At 42.9% G+C, this 16,364-nt stretch carries 18 protein-coding genes; 5 read left to right on the forward strand and 13 right to left on the reverse strand.

Annotated features, from left to right (window positions below; all coding sequences use genetic code 11):
• Window positions 1-11: 11 nt before the first annotated feature.
• From potC to potA, 3 genes are read right to left on the reverse strand one after another with little or no spacing between them, the layout of a single operon-like run.
• On the reverse strand, window positions 12-782 hold the full coding sequence (gene potC, locus R7E38_RS20830; RefSeq protein WP_005389180.1) for a spermidine/putrescine ABC transporter permease PotC: 771 nt from the start codon (window positions 780-782) through the stop codon (window positions 12-14).
• The gene (potB, locus tag R7E38_RS20835) at window positions 782-1,642 is read right to left on the reverse strand and encodes a spermidine/putrescine ABC transporter permease PotB (protein WP_005377512.1); all 861 of its coding nucleotides are present in this window, start codon (window positions 1,640-1,642) and stop codon (window positions 782-784) included. Before potB ends, potC begins: the two co-directional genes overlap by 1 nt.
• A complete protein-coding gene (gene potA / locus R7E38_RS20840) occupies window positions 1,623-2,738 on the reverse strand; it encodes a spermidine/putrescine ABC transporter ATP-binding protein PotA (protein WP_238852822.1) in 1,116 nt (371 codons plus the stop codon). Before potA ends, potB begins: the two co-directional genes overlap by 20 nt.
• A 400-nt stretch (window positions 2,739-3,138) precedes the next feature.
• Here potA and R7E38_RS20845 point away from each other — a divergent pair, with 400 nt between their 5' ends.
• The 4 genes from R7E38_RS20845 to ttcA all read left to right on the forward strand — a co-directional run bounded on the left by R7E38_RS20845 (window position 3,139) and on the right by ttcA (window position 6,533).
• On the forward strand, window positions 3,139-3,936 hold the full coding sequence (locus tag R7E38_RS20845; protein ID WP_005389175.1) for a hypothetical protein: 798 nt from the start codon (window positions 3,139-3,141) through the stop codon (window positions 3,934-3,936).
• A complete protein-coding gene (locus R7E38_RS20850) occupies window positions 3,929-4,765 on the forward strand; it encodes a glucosaminidase domain-containing protein (RefSeq protein ID WP_017634900.1) in 837 nt (278 codons plus the stop codon). The genes R7E38_RS20845 and R7E38_RS20850 overlap by 8 nt, the downstream gene beginning before the upstream one ends.
• 13 nt (window positions 4,766-4,778) lie before the next feature.
• Entirely contained in the window at window positions 4,779-5,441 is a 663-nt protein-coding gene (locus R7E38_RS20855; RefSeq protein ID WP_226084296.1) for a DUF2987 domain-containing protein, read from the forward strand.
• 198 nt (window positions 5,442-5,639) lie between these two features.
• Window positions 5,640-6,533: a tRNA 2-thiocytidine(32) synthetase TtcA gene (gene ttcA / locus R7E38_RS20860; protein WP_005377502.1), complete on the forward strand. Its 894-nt coding sequence runs from the start codon at window positions 5,640-5,642 to the stop codon at window positions 6,531-6,533.
• 140 nt (window positions 6,534-6,673) lie between these two features.
• Here the strand turns inward: ttcA and uspE are convergent, their stop codons facing one another.
• The 10 genes from uspE to ccoN all read right to left on the reverse strand — a co-directional run bounded on the left by uspE (window position 6,674) and on the right by ccoN (window position 15,675).
• Window positions 6,674-7,621, reverse strand: a complete 948-nt coding sequence (gene uspE / locus R7E38_RS20865; RefSeq protein ID WP_226084295.1) for a universal stress protein UspE — start codon at window positions 7,619-7,621, stop codon at window positions 6,674-6,676.
• Between the two features lie 180 nt (window positions 7,622-7,801).
• Window positions 7,802-8,548 carry an FNR family transcription factor gene (locus R7E38_RS20870; RefSeq protein WP_005377497.1) on the reverse strand — a complete coding sequence of 249 codons (747 nt, stop codon included), beginning with the start codon at window positions 8,546-8,548 and terminating at the stop codon, window positions 7,802-7,804.
• 90 nt (window positions 8,549-8,638) lie between these two features.
• Window positions 8,639-9,319 (reverse strand): sulfite exporter TauE/SafE family protein, encoded by a 681-nt coding sequence (locus tag R7E38_RS20875; RefSeq protein ID WP_226084294.1) that lies wholly within the window; start codon window positions 9,317-9,319, stop codon window positions 8,639-8,641.
• A gap of 8 nt (window positions 9,320-9,327) precedes the next feature.
• A complete protein-coding gene (gene ccoS / locus R7E38_RS20880; RefSeq protein WP_005377493.1) occupies window positions 9,328-9,492 on the reverse strand; it encodes a cbb3-type cytochrome oxidase assembly protein CcoS in 165 nt (54 codons plus the stop codon).
• 15 nt (window positions 9,493-9,507) lie between these two features.
• A complete protein-coding gene (locus R7E38_RS20885; RefSeq protein ID WP_171346169.1) occupies window positions 9,508-11,871 on the reverse strand; it encodes a heavy metal translocating P-type ATPase in 2,364 nt (787 codons plus the stop codon).
• Window positions 11,872-11,875: 4 nt separating this feature from the next.
• The gene (locus tag R7E38_RS20890; RefSeq protein ID WP_005377489.1) at window positions 11,876-12,352 is read right to left on the reverse strand and encodes a FixH family protein; all 477 of its coding nucleotides are present in this window, start codon (window positions 12,350-12,352) and stop codon (window positions 11,876-11,878) included.
• 105 nt (window positions 12,353-12,457) lie between these two features.
• Window positions 12,458-13,432, reverse strand: a complete 975-nt coding sequence (gene ccoP, locus R7E38_RS20895) for a cytochrome-c oxidase, cbb3-type subunit III (RefSeq protein ID WP_005377487.1) — start codon at window positions 13,430-13,432, stop codon at window positions 12,458-12,460.
• On the reverse strand, window positions 13,432-13,605 hold the full coding sequence (locus R7E38_RS20900) for a cbb3-type cytochrome oxidase subunit 3 (RefSeq protein ID WP_005377485.1): 174 nt from the start codon (window positions 13,603-13,605) through the stop codon (window positions 13,432-13,434). Before R7E38_RS20900 ends, ccoP begins: the two co-directional genes overlap by 1 nt.
• Window positions 13,606-13,614: 9 nt before the next feature.
• Window positions 13,615-14,235, reverse strand: coding sequence for a cytochrome-c oxidase, cbb3-type subunit II (ccoO, locus tag R7E38_RS20905; RefSeq protein WP_005377475.1), 621 nt, complete (start codon window positions 14,233-14,235; stop codon window positions 13,615-13,617).
• Window positions 14,236-14,247: 12 nt separating this feature from the next.
• On the reverse strand, window positions 14,248-15,675 hold the full coding sequence (gene ccoN / locus R7E38_RS20910; RefSeq protein WP_005396488.1) for a cytochrome-c oxidase, cbb3-type subunit I: 1,428 nt from the start codon (window positions 15,673-15,675) through the stop codon (window positions 14,248-14,250).
• Window positions 15,676-15,932: 257 nt separating this feature from the next.
• Between ccoN and R7E38_RS20915 the strand changes: the two genes are divergently transcribed.
• Window positions 15,933-16,289, forward strand: a complete 357-nt coding sequence (locus tag R7E38_RS20915) for a hypothetical protein (protein WP_226084292.1) — start codon at window positions 15,933-15,935, stop codon at window positions 16,287-16,289.
• Window positions 16,290-16,364 lie beyond the last annotated feature (75 nt).

Consider the following 16,364-nt stretch of genomic DNA (forward strand, 5'->3'; position numbering starts at 1 on the left):
AGGTGCGGATTCTACTTCACTTTTTCTCTTGCTAGCAACTGAGAAATTACTACCAAGACCAAAGAAACAATCAACATCACCGTTGCTAGGGCGTTCACTTCCGGTGAAATGCCCACCTTAACCATGGAGTAAATCTTCAATGGTAAGATTTCGTATGTTGGACCCGTTACAAACGAGCTGATGATCACATCGTCCAAAGACAGGGTAAAGCTCAGTAGCCAACCTGCAGCAACCGCTGGTTTAGCAAGAGGAAGGATGATCTGTTTCAAGATTACCCATTCGCTTGCACCAAGGTCTTTTGCAGCTTCCAACATTTTCACATCAAAGCCATTTAAGCGGCTGTACACTGTTACCACAACGAATGGTAGACAGAAGGTGATGTGAGCAATCAATAGAGTAAAGAAGCCAAGCTGCGCGCCTAATACTAGGAACAGAGCAAGCAATGAAATCGCCATAACAATATCTGGAGACATCATCACGACAAACAGCATGCCGTTTACCGCACCTTTACCTTTGAACGAGTAACGGAATAGGGCAACGGCCGTTAAGCTACCAATGATGGTTGCTGCTGTCGCTGAGAATACCGCTACGTTCAATGAATGCCATGCAGCTTGCATTAGGCTGTCGTTATTTACTAAGGTTTCGTACCATTTCGTGGTGAAACCACCCCATTTCATACCAAATTTGTTGGCATTAAATGAGTTAACAATTAAGACGATGATTGGCAGATACAAAAATGCATACACCAGCGCCATAAAGCTAAATCTAACTGTGCGTCCCATTAGTCTAGCTCCACTTTCTTATTCAATAGTTTGCCTGCTCTGTAGTAAGCGTAAAGCATCACAGCCATTGCGAAGGTGAGGGCGATACTGGTCGCAGCACCAAATGGCCAGTCACGAGCGTTCAATACTTGGCTCTTAATAACGTTACCAATCAGTAGGTTCTTCGCACCACCAAGAAGGTCAGAGATGTAGAACATACCTAGTGCTGGTAGCAGAACCAACAAACAACCACCGATAATGCCAGGCATTGTAAGAGGTAGAATCACTTTCGTAATGGTTTGGAACTTGTTCGCACCAAGATCTTTCGCCGCCTCGATATAAGTGTTGTCCAACTTCTCGATTGCCGAGTAAAGCGGCAGAATCATAAATGGAAGCAGGATGTACACAAGACCAATCATTACTGCTGTTTCGGTGTACATAATACGTAATGGCTTATCGATGATTTCCATCGCCATTAATGATTTGTTCAAAATACCTTGTGTACCCAGAACAATCTTCAGGCCGTAAGTACGGATAAGAGAGTTTGTCCAAAAAGGTACGATAACTAAGAACAACATGAATGGGCGCCATTTCTCTGGCATTTTCGCTATGATGTAAGCAAATGGGTAACCAATTACTAAACACAACAACGTCGCCACAATCGCCATGTAGAACGAGTGCATCAGCACTTTCGCATACAAGGGGTCGAGTAGACGTAAGTAGTTGTCGAAAGTAAATGTCATTTCGATTAAGTTTGCTTCATCACGCGTTAAGAAACTCGTACCGATAATCATCACATTTGGTACCAACACGAAAAGTGTTAACCAACCGACGATTAAGGTAATGATCGCGTTTTGAAGATTAATCTTCTTGCTTATCATTGAGGACTACCTCCCAACTCTCAACCCAAGTGATAGCGACTTTCTGGCCAAGTGAGTGGTCCACATCAGGATCATCTTCGTTAAAGAATTCGCTAACCATTACACGCATGCCTGAATCCAATTGGATAACGGAATCAAGCGTCATACCTTTATAGGTACGCTCTGTTACGTGACCTACGATGCCTTTTTCTTCAGACTCTTTGATCTCTTCGATACGTAAGTCTTCTGGGCGAAGTAGTACTTGCAGTTTTTCATCTGCTTGCGCTTCCTGATCGTAGTAAACAACAGACTCGACACCTTCGATTTCTGCACGGATACGTTTCTCGTCGATACGCTCTAGCATGGTTGCGTTGAATACGTTGATCTCACCGATAAAGCGAGCAACAAATAGGTTCTTCGGCTCTTCGTAAATCTCACGTGGAGAACCATCCTGCTCGATAACACCGTCGCGCATAACAATAATGCGGTCAGACATCGATAGGGCCTCTTCCTGATCGTGCGTAACGAAGATAAAGGTAATACCAAGTTGACGCTGAAGCTGTTTAAGCTCGATTTGCATTTGCTTACGCAGTTTGTAATCAAGTGCAGATAGAGATTCATCTAGCAGCAGTACTTTTGGTTTGTTAACAACCGCACGCGCAATGGCGATACGTTGTTGCTGACCGCCAGAAAGCTGATGAGGCTTACGCTGAGCCATTTTTTCTAGGCGCACCATGCGTAGCGCTTCCATTACTCGTGGTTCAATGTCCGCAGTAGGCGTTTTCTGCATACGAAGACCAAAAGCGACATTCTCATATACGGTCATGTGTGGAAACAATGCGTAACTTTGAAATACCGTGTTGACGTGCCTTTGCTCTGCAGGAACCTGTGTTACATCCTGGTCATCCAAAATAATTTGACCGTTATCTGCCGTTTCAAAACCTGCAATCATGCGTAAAACTGTTGTCTTACCACAACCAGAAGGCCCGAGAATCGTCAGAAATTCACCATGATTAACATCCAGATTTAAATTACCGATGATTTCCTTACCATCGAAACTTTTACTAATACCAGATAAACGAATAACTGGCTTTCCTGCTTGCGGTTTTGCGTTCAACGTCTGTATTTCCCCCACGTTCAAGCCGGGATTATCCCAGCTGATGTGACACTAACCATTCACTTTTGAGGCGCGCATCATAATCACCAAAAGTGTGAAATTAAAGCATTTTCTTATCTTGAAACAGAAATAATTTTGCAGGAAAAAGCCATCATTCCTTACCATACTGTTTTTATGAGATTAATTGGCATCTAGACACAGTTTGATAGCACTAAACTTTGTTCAACAATTGTTTCAATTTCATGACCTTGAAAGTGGTTAATTATCAACCATACAGTTGAGATTGCAAGGATTGTAGGTGAGTTGTGATGTTAGATGTGGAAAGATTTCTTTATAATGACGATTACATTAATTGACTGGAATTCCAGTCAAAATTTTACAAGTTAGTCTTGGATAAACTATGAACGACGATTTTGAGAAAGATTTCAATCTTGGGGGGAGTGTAGAGCGAGCTTTGTCTGGCAACTACGAGCTTAAAGCTGGCGCGGTTTTTAACGAAGCTTGGCGAGCAACCATCCAGCACTTTTTATCATTTTCTCCTGCCATTATTGTATTGCTTTTTGTCCAGTTAGGTATTTTCTATATTGCATTAAAACTGCAGTTGGGCGATTTGAGCGTTATTCTTGATGCATTTGAGAACCCAGAGTCGTTCACAAACGATATTGTGTCTTCTATTTATGTCGCGAATTTCAGTTATGAGGTGATTAGCGCACCAATTTATGCGGGGATCAGCTTGATGGCTATGAGCCATGTCGCTGGCCTGAAGACTAAGTTGCGCCATGTTGGAAAGGGGTTGCAGTTCACCATTCCTGTTATTCTAGCAACGCTCATGAGCTTAATGCTACAAGGTGTGGTTGGTATGATTTTTCCTTTACTGTCGCTGTATCTTTCCTTGGCATTTAGTCACTCTATTTTGTTGATTTGTGAGAAAAGGGTGCCACCAATGCAAGCGTTGCTGTTATCACTTCGCGCAATCAACAAGAAGATTTTTGTGGTCGCGGGGCTTTACTTAGGCGTGATGTTAATGTTTATTATTGCAGCAATGTTCTACGGTATTGGCTTGATTTTTGTGCTGCCATTCTTCTTCCATTTGAAAGGCATACTCTACCGCGAAATGTTTGGAATTAAGCTTAAGATCGTTACAACACAGAAAAACGATAATGATCACGATGGTAACTCACAGGTGTTTGATGCCTAATTCTTTGAAATCAATAAGTTTACGAGTGGCGGCAACCTGTATAGCCGCCACTTTTATTTCTATAGGCCCATATTTACACTACGAGAAACAGTTTAAATATGTGGAAAATCCTGACGTACTCTCTGGCAAGATTAAGCATGTCGATTTATCACACTTGCCATACATCGGTGATATCCCAGACTTCAATTCAATAAAAGATACGAAAGAGAAAAAAGCTGCTTTTTTTGATTTTTTAAGGCCTAAAATTGCTCTTGAGAATCAACGAATTCGTCATGAGCGGGCCTTTCTTACCTCTTTAAAGGTGGGACAAGTGACGCAAGAACAACAAGAGTATGCTCAGCGGTTATCATCTCTGTATTCGTTGCCCTTGAGTAACGATAAGATTGATCAAGCATGGCTAGACGAGATGCTTGTGCGAGTGAACGTCTTACCTGAAGCCTTGGTTCTAACTCAAGCGGCAAATGAATCTGCGTGGGGCACTTCTCGTTTTGCTACTCAAGCAAACAACTTGTTCGGCCAATGGTGTTATAAAAAGGGCTGTGGAATTGTTCCAGCGCAACGTGGCGCTAACAAAGTTCATGAAGTTGAAAAATTCGATTCTGTACAACAGTCTGTTCATGGCTACTTTATGAATGTTAATCGAAACCCAGCGTATGCAGACCTGCGTGAAATCAGAACATCTCTGGCTGAAAAGAACAAGGGCTTGTTAACGGTTGCAACCGCGTCAGAGTTAACGCATGGGTTGCTAGCCTATTCTGAACGTGGCATCGCCTATGTACACGATCTTCGCGCTATGATTCGTCATAACAACGCCTACTGGACGCAATAAAATAACGGATAAAATGAAAAAGTTAAGCCTAAGTCTATTGGGAAGTGCGGCGCTAATTCTTGTATCGCCGATAACCCAAGCTCAAGAGTACATGTTCACGTACTCAAAGTTATACACTCAACTAAAAAACAACAATAAAGAAGGGCATGACGATGTGAAAGTTGGTGTCTTTTTTGTGGACGCAAAAACTAAACAAATTTGTACGATAGAAAAAGCTTGGATGGAAAAAGAAGAGCACTATGAAGAGTTTGTTATCCCTGCTTCACAAGAGTTGCCTTTACCTGTTGATAAAAACTTAAAGTCAGCGAATCCGTTGGTTTTTATCGATACCCCAAAAGATACACGTTGCGATTACTCACTTGTCGTGATGACCAAAGAACCATTACAGGGTAACGTTTCTTACGAGCAACTTAAGCCTCTTCTACCTCAAATGCAGACGATGCTGGAAGATTTAGGCGGTATGTTTGCGGGTTGGTTTACACCGGAAGTTCAAGGTGTGACGATGGAGTTTGCAAATCAACTGAATGATAAAGTGATTTTATCAAACGGAACCGAAAAGCCAATTGTCAATGGCAAGATACAAGTCGCACTAAGTGAAATAGGGCAAGGTGGCACAATGACACTACCAGAACCGACGATGCGAGTGTTACCTTATCTACCTAACGCAAAGAAATGAACACTGAACGTTTAGAAAGGGCTGCAATCGCAGCTCTTTTTTAATTTTGACCGTAACTAAAGTATCTTTCACACTCTTTTCTTAAAGACTCAATAAGACAAGCATTTAATCCTGCGTAAAAAGCTCGTATAATCCACGCCCCAAAGAAACCCATGTTAGGAAGTCCTAGTCGATTTATCGGCGATGTGAGAGCCCGCAATGAACCAAATAGATACAAGAAAAGAAACCCTAGAATTCAACAAGCTTCAGAAACGCCTAAGAAGACATGTTGGAAATGCCATTACTGATTACAACATGATCGAAGAAGGCGATGTTGTAATGGCATGTATTAGCGGTGGTAAAGATTCATTCGCGATGCTTGATATCCTGTTGAATCTTCAAAAAGCTGCGCCAATCAAATTTGAAGTGGTTGCAGTAAACCTAGACCAAAAACAACCGGGCTTCCCTGAGCACATTCTGCCAGAGTATTTCGAAACACTGAATATCCCTTACTATATTGTCGATAAGGACACGTATTCCGTCGTAAAAGAGAAGGTACCAGAAGGCAAAACCACTTGTGGTCTTTGTTCACGCCTGCGACGTGGTACGCTGTATTCATTTGCAGAGAAGATTGGTGCAACTAAGCTTGCGCTAGGTCATCACATGGATGACATCGTCGAAACAATGTTCTTGAACATGTTCCACGGCTCTCGCCTTAAAGCGATGCCACCAAAGCTACGCTCTGATGATGGTCGTAACGTGGTCATTCGTCCATTGACTTACTGTCGTGAAAAAGATTTGATCAAATACGCTGAGCACAAGGATTTCCCAATAATTCCGTGTAACCTTTGTGGCTCTCAAGAGAACCTTCAGCGTCAATCTATAAAAGCAATGTTGATTGAATGGGATAAGAAGACGCCAGGGCGTGTGGAAGCAATTTTTAAATCAATTCAAAACGTAAGCCCAAGCCAACTAGCAGACCGCGAATTGTTCGACTTTGTTAACTTACCGCTAGATCGTGAAGGTAACCGCGAAGAGTATGAATTTAATGAGGCTGTCGTTTCTTCGACGAATATTGATGAATCAATGTTCATCGATGTTACGAACATCTAACTCGTAAAAAAGGAGGTCAATTAGACCTCCTTTTTTGTACCCAATGCTTTAACTGTTCCCAAACAAAAATCCCCCTGTATTGGGGGGATTTATTAGCGCTTATTTGAAAGCGCTCAATACATAACAATACTAAAGAGAGATTAGGTTGCTGTATTTGGATCGAGAGGACTAATGTAGCCTTTTGGTTTTAGAGCCAACACATCGCAATTTATTTTATCAATTACGTGCTCCGCTGTATTACCAATAAAGACAGCAGAAAGCCCTGTTCGCCCTGTGGTACCTAAAATAACCATTGCTGCGTTCAAGCGCTCTGCAGCTGCCGGAATGACATTTTCAGGTAAACCTTGCTCAACTATCGTTTGTTCTTCATCAAGACCATGTTTTTGGCGTAGTGCTTTCATAGCCGTTAAATGATGACCTCGCACCGCATCGGTATAAGTCGTTGGGTCAAATTCAGGAAGTTCAATCGTAATGTTCGCCGGTGTAACGGGGTAGGCGTTAACAAGATATGGCTTGGCCTCAAGCCGAGTGGTGATTTCTTTTAATCGCTCGACCATCGTATCGTTGAGATCAATATGAGTCGGGTTTTCTGAACCCACATGTACTGAGGCAAGGATACTTGCTTGTTCCGGCCAAGCAGCATTCTTAATAAGAAGCACTGGAATAGGGCATTTTCGCAACAAGTGCCAATCTGTCGGTGTGAAAATGACAGACTCTAAAACATCATGCTTACGTGTGCCTTTGATGACTAGGTCATGATTGCCTGCATAGACTTCAGCAATAATCGCCTCATAAGGGCGGTTGTGCCAGACAACACAAACATCAAAGTCGAAGCCATCGTTTAGGTATGGTTGAGCAATTTTACGCATCCACTGCTCACGCTGATGAATGACACCTCGACGCATAGCATCTCTTTCATCCACTGATAGCATTGACGTCATGTCATACGAGAAATCGTAAATGGATAAAAAGAAAGTGATTCGGCTTCTAGATACACTTTTTTGAGCTAATTGAACAGCTCTTGCAAGTGCGCGCTGCTCATCATTATTGATGTCAGCTACAACAAGGATCTTACTGTATATACTCATAACTAAGCCCACTTCTATTGCAAAACCAGATACTGAATGTAAATTAAATCAGTATTTTGGAGTACTCACCGTACATTTTTACTGTAGCTTAGTTTGGAGAACTTTTTGAGGACTTTCGAAAGGAATTTATGAGAAATATGATGTAGCTCATTTTCGAGCTACATCAATAATTAGGGTGTATTATTCTTTAGTTACACCAGCAAGTTCCATCAATGCATCGTGGTCTAAGATAGTGATATATTTACCTTTTACGCTTAGGATCTCAGATTTCTGGAAACGACCTAACAAACGACTGATCGTTTCGACTGTAAGACCAAGGTAGTTGCCAATATCACCACGAGTCATAGTTAAACGAAACTCTCTAGGGCTGAATCCACGCTGAGAAAAACGCGTTGATAGGTTGTAAAGGAAAGCAGCTAGTCGCTCTTCTGCGTTCTTTTTAGAAAGAAGCAAAATCATTTCCTGATCACCTTTAATTTCGTTACTCATCAAACGCATGATTTGCTGGCGAAGCTTAGGCATTTTACCCGATAGATCGTCTAAAATTTCGTATGGGATTTCACATACCATCGACGTTTCGAGTGCTTGAGCAAAGCTAGGGTGGGAGTCACCAGTGATAGCATCGAAACCGACTAAGTCTCCAGCTAAGTGAAACGCTGTGATTTGCTCATCACCTTGCTCTGTGATCGTATAGCTCTTGATGGTACCAGAGCGGATAGCGTATAGCGATTTTAGCTCATCACCGGCCTTAAAAAGCTCTTGTCCTTTTTGAATAGGCTTCTTACGTTCGATGATTTGGTCAAGCTGATCAAGTTCTGCCTCATTTAGAGTGAACGGGATACACAGTTGACTAATGCTACAATCTTGGCAATGAATGGCGCAACCGCCTGATTGGATACGCTTTGTTGCAGGTTTTTCAGAAATCATAACAACCTTTCACTATTTGATATACATCAATATTTTAGCATCGCTTAATCCTAAAGGGTAGCAAAAATGTCACCTCAATAGAGTTTAACGTTATATGAAACCGAGTAACGCTAAGGCTCCTACAGCGGTATACGTACCATAGCCAATAAGGATTAATGCTGAAATATTTCTAAATATTAATGATTTTTGTAATTTCTGAAAATGATGGGCACCGTATCCAATAATAAGCATTGCAGGTAGCGTTCCGAGCCCAAACGCAAGCATAATTAGGCCGCCGTTCATCGCACTACCAGAAACCGCCGACCAAGTAAGCGCTGAATAAACTAAGCCACATGGTAACCAACCCCAAATAAAGCCAAATGGCAACGCGTGAAGAGGATGCTTTAGTGGCAACAGATTCTTCCCTGCCGGCGAGATAAAGCGCCAGATATACTGCCCTAGCTTTTCTATTAAAAGTAAGCCTTGCCACCATTTAGCAATATACAGCGCGACCAGGATCATGAATAACGCAGCAATCAGCCTTAACCAAGCAAGAGAGTGCGTTAACCCACTAAGCTCAGATAAACCTGATATAGCACCACCCACTAATGCACCTATTAAGGTATAACTGATCAATCGTCCGAGGTTGTAGAAGAGGGGGATAAGAGGGGTAGTTTTATTTTTAGCAGAAGAGCCCATGGTAAGTAGAGACGCGATACCACCACACATACCCATACAATGACCGGCTCCTACTAAGCCGATCATCAACGCACCGATAAAATCAGGAGTCATAAAGGTCGCTACTTTTTATCACTATTAGATTGGTCTTCTTCGTCGAGAAGAATGTTGTGCCCTTGCCGTTCAAGATCTTCAAACTGATCGCTTCTTACCGCCCAAAGAAAAACGGCGACAGCAACACAAACGAGAACGATAGCGATGGGAATCAATATATAAAGACTTTCCATGTTTGCTTTCTCTACTTATTTCTCTTTGAGCAGGCGCAAAGAGTTAGATACAACGATAATTGAGCTTGCAGACATGCCAACTACTGCAATGTAGGGAGCCACTAAACCTGCGACCGCCAAAGGCAAAATTAACAGGTTGTAACCCAAAGACCAAGCCAAGTTTTCTCGAATAATCTTTCTTGTACGCAGTGCAAGCAAACGTGCTTCTAGTAGCTTTTCGAGATTATCCCCAAGTAACGTCATATCTGCAGAAGCTTTAGCGACATCTGTACCACCGCCCATTGCGACAGAAAGGTGAGCTCCGGCGAGAGTCGGCGCGTCATTGATTCCATCACCAACCATCATAGTGATACTGTTTTCGTCCAAGCTCTTAAGGTATGCAAGCTTATCTTCTGGCTTTGCTGACGCGACGATGTGATCGATACCAATTTCATTCGCCACTGGTTGGGCGTTTGAGAGAGAATCACCAGTTAGCAGGGTTGTCTTAATTCCAGCGTCAGCAAAACGTTGAATAAAGGCTTTGCTTTCTTTTCGGATAGGGTCGCGGTAGTAAAAGCTAGCGACATGCTTGCCACCAACCGACAGATAGACCGCCTGGCTTTCACCACTTTCTTTGCCTTGAACAAAAGCAGCACTACCTATCTTAACGATTTTGCCATTCCACATACCCTCAATCCCTGAACCAATCACGTTTTGCACGTCAGACACGATAAAGTCATCATTGGTGTAAGTTGCAAAAGAACGAGCGATAGGGTGGTTTGCATGAGCCTCTAAAGCTGCAGCTAGTGATAGACAATCTTTCTGTGGGAGATCACTAAGTACCTTTGTTTCACAGATCTCAATATCACCTTTCGTTAGAGTGCCTGTTTTATCTACAACTAAGTGGTTGATCTTACATAGTGTCTCAAACACATGGCCTTTACGAAGCAAAATGCCAAAATTACCCATTCTAGAGGTAGCACAAGTGAGAGCGGTCGGAGTAGCCAGAGATAGCGCACATGGGCATGTAGCGACTAACACAGACAGCATGATCCAAAACGCATCATCTGGTTTTGTTTGATGCCAGTAAAACCAAGTACCAGCAGAGATAATAAGAATCACACCAACAAAGTAACGGGCGACAATGTCTGCAATTTCCGCAATTTTAGGTTTGGAGTGTTGAGCTTCATCTTGTAAACGCACGATGTTAGAAATCATTGAATCGGCCTTTGAGCTTACTACCTCAAGTTCAAATGATTCGTCTCCGTTTAGCGTTCCCGCATAGACGACATCGCCTTCTCGTTTCACAACGTGCACTGACTCACCCGTTAACATGGATTCATCAATATGAATACGGCCTGAAATAACTTTACCGTCAGCGGGGATATGTTCACCAGGTAGAACGCGAATACGATCGCCAACTTTTAGCGTCTTCACGGGTATCTGATCACCGTCCAGCGTTGTAGCAATTGCAGGAATCAACTTAAGAAGGTTACCACTCGCAGCAGCAGCTTTGCGACGAGCGCGCATCTCTAAGAATCGACCTACTAACAAAAAGAAGGTAAACATCGAGATAGATTCAAAGAAGACTTCGCCTTGTTCAGTTACTGTTGCAACTAAACTTGCAACATAGGCAAAGATCAACGCGATAGAAACCGGGACATCCATACCAAGGGTTCGGCCTTTGATACTGCGCCATGCGTTTAAGTAAAATGGAAGAGCGGAATAAAGCAAAACAGGAGTAGCAAAAATCAAACTTACCCAACGAAAGTAACTTTTAAACTCTGGCTCTAAATCACCAAAGACTTCGAGATACAGTGCAACGGCGAGCATCATGACCTGCATGGTTGCTAAACCTGCAATACCTAGCCGATATAGATATTGCTTCATCATTCGATGGTAAGAGGCTTCTTGCTTATCTGCTTCAAAAGGTGCAGCTTTGTAACCAAGTTTATGAATAACGGAAAGGAGCTCGCTTAACCGTACCTGAGTTTTATCCCAGGCTAGTAACGCTCGATTGGTGGTTGTATTAACACGGATAGATACCAACCCGGCCGTATTAGAAACTTGCTTTTCGATTAACCACGCACAAGCGGCACATGAAACGCCTTCCAAAGAAAGGGTTACTTCAGAAACATTTTCGCGATTTCGTACGAATTCAGATTGTACATCCGCATTGTCATAATGAATTAAAGCTTGGAGTTGCTCTGGTACTAGATCTGCCTTTTCTGCAGGCGCAGTGCGGTATTGGTAATATGATACAAGACCACTATCGACAATAGTCTGCGCCACAGTTTCGCAGCCCGGACAACACATGTCGCGAATTTCACCCAATATTTCTACTTTGAAATCCGTGTTGGCTGGTACATCTTCACCGCAGTGATAACAGGATTTACACATATGCTTACTTCATTAACGGTGTTGAAGAGGCAGGAAACTCAACTTTACCTTGGATCATCCATTGCTTGTCGTGTGGTTGTAGTTCAACAAACCATGGTCCTTGAATAGATTCCTCAGCTTTTAGTCGGTAATTACCAGATGCATCCGCTGTTACAAGCTTTGTGAAGTCACGATCAGGAAGAGTACGATGAGTGAAAGTGGCCGTTAGAGCAGGGTAATGAGGTAGCTTCCCTTTAGCGAAAACAATCACAACATTGTTATTTTCAGAGGAAATCTCAGCGTTAAGACCTAGGTCACGAGCGACATTCATTTTACTAATGTCGATATTAATGCCTTTGCCTTTTTTATAGTAATCCTCGGCGACTAAAGAAACAGAGTTGTTCGAGAAAACGACCACAGTAATCACAGTCCAAACTACGACAGTAAGAGGAAGGATGATTAGGAACCACGGCCAAAATTGTTTATACCAAGGCTTTACCATAAAAAAGTTCTCAACAGCTAAATGAAAAAATGTAAGGCGTTAAATTTAAAGGAAAGACAGCCCCTATGAAAGGGGCTGTTATTGCTATGTTACGTAATATCTCAGTTACTTACTCTCTGAGTTACTTAAACTCCAGACATATGAGGCAACGAGCTGAACTTTATCTTCACCCAAAATGTCTTTCCACGCAGGCATTACGCCTGAGCGTCCGTTCATTACGGTTTCTGTTACAGCTGCACGAGAGTCACCAAACAACCAGTCTTGGTCTGTAAGGTCAGGCGCACCGACTGCAGGGTTACCCTTACCATCGGTACCATGACAAGCTGCACACACTACGAAGCGTGCTTTACCTGCCGCGGCTTCACGAGCATTTACTTTACGACCAGATAGACTAAGTGTGTAACTTACAACTTCTTGAACACCTTGCTCACCAAGGGCATCTTTCCATGCTGGCATTTGACCAATACGGCCGTGCATGATGGTTGTAACGATCGCTGCTGGCTCGCCACCATATAGCCATGCATCATCAGTCAGGTTAGGGAAGCCTTTCTGACCACGTGCATCAGAGCCATGGCATTGAGAACAGTTTTGCAAAAACAAACGCTGACCAACTTTTAATGCTTCAGGATCTTGCGCAATTTCAGGAATTGGGCGTAGACCACTGTCATTGTGCGCAAGTTTACGGAATGCTTCGCCGAAGTAAGCGTCGGCATCATCCAGTTCTTTTGCATATTGGTTTAGTTGCTTGTTCTCTTGTGCTGCAGCGATGGCTTCTTTTGACTCTTCTAGTGAGCGAACGGTTTGAGCCGAACTCTGCCAGTTTAAAAAGCCCTTGAAGCTACCTAGACCTGGGAATAGGGCAAGGTAAACTGCTGCGAACACAAATGTGCTTACAAACAGGTAAGTCCACCACTTTGGTAGAGGGTTGTTTAGCTCGCGAATACCATCGTACTCGTGGCCCATGTCTTCCCCTTCCTCGACGCCCATTTTATCTTTAGCGCACCAAGTCAGGAGAATCGCACAGCCTACTAGCGTACCGACAGTAATCACGATAATCCAGAGACTCCAGAATGTAGTCATTACTTCTTCACTCCTTGGTTATTAGGGGTCTTTTGTTCTTCGTCAGCAAACACCAAGTTGGCATCTTCTTCAAAGCGTGCTTTACGCTTTTTACTAAATGCCCACCATACGATGCCAATAAAACTAGCGAAGAGTACAACGGTATAAATACTATGAATTGTACCGAAATCCATATGATCCCCTTACTTCATTGCATGACCAAGAGACTGAAGGTAAGCGATGATTGCATCCATCTCTGTTTTACCTTCTACTTCTTTAGCCGAATTCGCGATCTCTTCATCAGTGTATGGAACGCCGAACTGATCACGAAATAGCTCAAGTTTCTTCTGAGTTAGCTTACCGTCTAAAACGTTTTCAGCTAGCCACGGGAAACCTGGCATGTTTGACTCAGGTACAAGCTCACGAGGATCTAACAGGTGAACACGGTGCCATTCGTCAGAATAACGACCACCAACACGAGCTAAATCCGGGCCTGTACGCTTAGAGCCCCAAAGGAATGGGTGTTCCCAAACACTCTCACCAGCAACAGAGTAGTGACCGTAACGTTCAGTCTCTGAGCGGAAAGGACGAACCATCTGGCTGTGACAGACGTTACAACCTTCACGGATGTAGATATCACGGCCTTCCATCTCCAAAGGAGTGTAAGCGCGCAGATTTTCTACAGGTTCAGTCGTTTGCTTTTGGAAAATCAGAGGAGTGATCTCTACAAGAGCACCCCAACTGATAGCAAACACGATAAAAATAGCCAACAAACCGACATTACGTTCTAAGATTTCATGGCGATTATTAGAATTATTACTCATTCTTAAATCTCCTTATGCCGGATGTGGGATAGCTTTTAGGCTTTCTTTAGGTGCACTTACCGTTTTGTACGTGTTGTATGCCATTAGGAACATACCAGATAGGAAGATAAATCCGCCTAGGAAACGTACAAAGTAGAACGGATAAGACGCTTCTACAGACTCAACAAAGCTGTAAGTTAGCGTACCGTCAGAGTTAACCGCGCGCCACATAAGACCTTGCATTACACCAGAGATCCACATCGCAACGATGTAAAGAACGGTACCGATTGTTGCTAGCCAGAAATGCACATTAACTAGACCAACAGAGTACATACGCTCTTGGCCAAATAGGCGAGGTACCAAGTGATATACAGAGCCGATAGAAACCATCGCAACCCAACCTAACGCACCAGAGTGAACGTGACCAATGGTCCAGTCTGTGTAGTGAGAAAGTGCGTTAACCGTCTTAATCGACATCATCGGGCCTTCAAAGGTAGACATACCGTAGAACGACAGTGAAACGATTAGGAAACGTAGGATAGGGTCATAACGAAGCTTATGCCATGCACCAGATAACGTCATAATACCGTTGATCATACCACCCCAAGAAGGAGCAAATAGAACCAGCGACATAACCATACCTAGAGACTGAGTCCAGTCTGGTAGCGCTGTATAATGAAGGTGGTGAGGGCCTGCCCAAATATATAGAGAAATAAGTGCCCAGAAGTGAACGATAGATAGACGGTAAGAATAAACAGGACGTTCAGCTTGTTTAGGAACGAAGTAGTACATCATACCTAGGAAACCAGCGGTCAGTAGGAAACCTACCGCATTGTGTCCATACCACCACTGAACCATCGCATCCACTGCGCCCGAGTAAATCGAGTAAGATTTACCAAGTGACACAGGAATAGCCATGCTGTTCACGATGTGAAGTACTGCTACTGTGATAATAAAGGCACCGAAGAACCAGTTTGCCACATAAATATGTGACGTGTTTCGCTTCACTAGTGTGCCGAAGAACACCACCGCATATGATACCCATACTAGCGCAATTGCGATATCAATAGGCCATTCTAGCTCAGCATACTCTTTACCCGATGTTAAACCGAGAGGCAAAGTAATGGCTGCTGCCAGGATGATTGCTTGCCAACCCCAAAAGGTGAAGGCAACGAGTGGGCCACCAAAAAGACGTGTTTGACATGTGCGCTGTACAACATAATAAGACGTTGCGAACAGAGCACTGGTACCAAACGCAAAAATTACCGCATTAGTATGCAGTGGACGTAAGCGACTGTACGTCAACCACGGCGTATCAAAGTTTAGCTGTGGCCAAACTAATTGAGCGGCAATCAAAACACCAACAGCCATACCAACTATGCCCCATAAAATGGTCACAAGGGTAAATTGGCGAACGACTGTATAGTTGTAGTTTTGTTCAAGCTGCTTTACTTGGCTCATTTGCATGCTTCCAATTTCTAATTAACTACACTTTTACTTCCAACACGACTTGCGTCGTAACACCACCCAAGTAAACTCTAGAATTCAAGTGTTATCATCACCTTATTTCCATTGCTGACTTTAATAAAAAGTGGCATTTTCAGCGTGACACTATACTTGAATTAACAATTCAATGACAGGGTAGTAACCTTACTGGACCTCTGGAAATCATTTTTTATTTAAAAAGTTTGAAGTTTGTAACAAGGATATTAGTAATTATGCCTGCACAAAAGTTAACAAAGGCGCGACTTGCACAAATCTTAATCATGCTCAGTGTTTTAATAGGCGCATTTTTCTGGCGTACCTTTACACACGAGAGTGTTAATAGCGTTGACTGTTCACAAAAAGAACGATGCGATGTAACAATTGAAGGAGAAATAATCACGATTAATCGTGACTCAATGGGAATTTCGCTCGAAACGACAGAAAGTAGCACTCTAAAAATTGATCTAAATCAATCTGGTGATTTTATCAATCTCAACGAAAAGCATAAGTCAGTAGAATGGGACATCATGCCTGAATCGAAAAAAATCACCTTTAAAAAAGGTGAAAACATTGTTGTAGTTCAATTATAAATACGATCTATCACGAGATAATCGTAACTTATTAATGAAATTAACACCTTCTTACCTAGAGAAAATTGGTTGGAA

Source organism: Vibrio sp. Vb2131 (genome assembly GCF_033338535.1).
Classification (GTDB): domain Bacteria; phylum Pseudomonadota; class Gammaproteobacteria; order Enterobacterales; family Vibrionaceae; genus Vibrio; species Vibrio alginolyticus.